The sequence below is a fragment of the Kocuria sp. CPCC 205297 genome, from assembly GCF_040981035.1.
Taxonomy (GTDB): domain Bacteria; phylum Actinomycetota; class Actinomycetes; order Actinomycetales; family Micrococcaceae; genus Kocuria; species Kocuria marina.
On the sequence record NZ_JAVKPY010000044.1, the window covers coordinates 1 to 505 of the forward strand.

Annotated in this window: 1 protein-coding gene; it reads left to right on the forward strand. The window is 74.5% G+C overall.

Features of this window, described 5'->3' with window-relative positions; translation table 11 throughout:
* Positions 1-505: helicase-related protein (locus tag RF650_RS13535; protein ID WP_368815177.1), on the forward strand; the 505-nt coding region annotated here is incomplete at both ends.

Below are 505 nucleotides of genomic sequence, written 5' to 3' on the forward strand. Positions count from 1 at the left end.
GGCTGCTCGAGCACGTCGAGTCCCTCCCGGGCAGCGGGATCATCTACGCGCTGACCGTGGGGGCGGCCGAGGACACCGCCCAGGCGCTCGCCGACGCCGGGATCCCGGTGCGCGCCTACACCGGGCGCACGGACCAGGGCGAGCGCGAGGAGCTCGAGGCCGCCCTCAAGGAGAACCGGGTCAAGGCCCTCGTGGCCACCTCCGCGCTCGGCATGGGCTTCGACAAGCCGGACCTCGGCTTCGTGGTCCACCTGGGCGCGCCGTCCTCGCCCGTGGCCTACTACCAGCAGGTGGGCCGTGCGGGCCGCGCCACGGACAACGCGGACGTCCTGCTGCTGCCGGGCACCGAGGACCGCCGGATCTGGGAGTACTTCGCCACCTCGTCGATGCCCACCGAGCAGAAGGCCGCCGCCGTCCTGGGCGAGCTGGAGGCCGCGGGCGGAGCCCTGTCCGTGGCCGTGCTGGAGTCCCGCGTGGACGTCCGGCGCAGCCCGCTCGAGCTGCT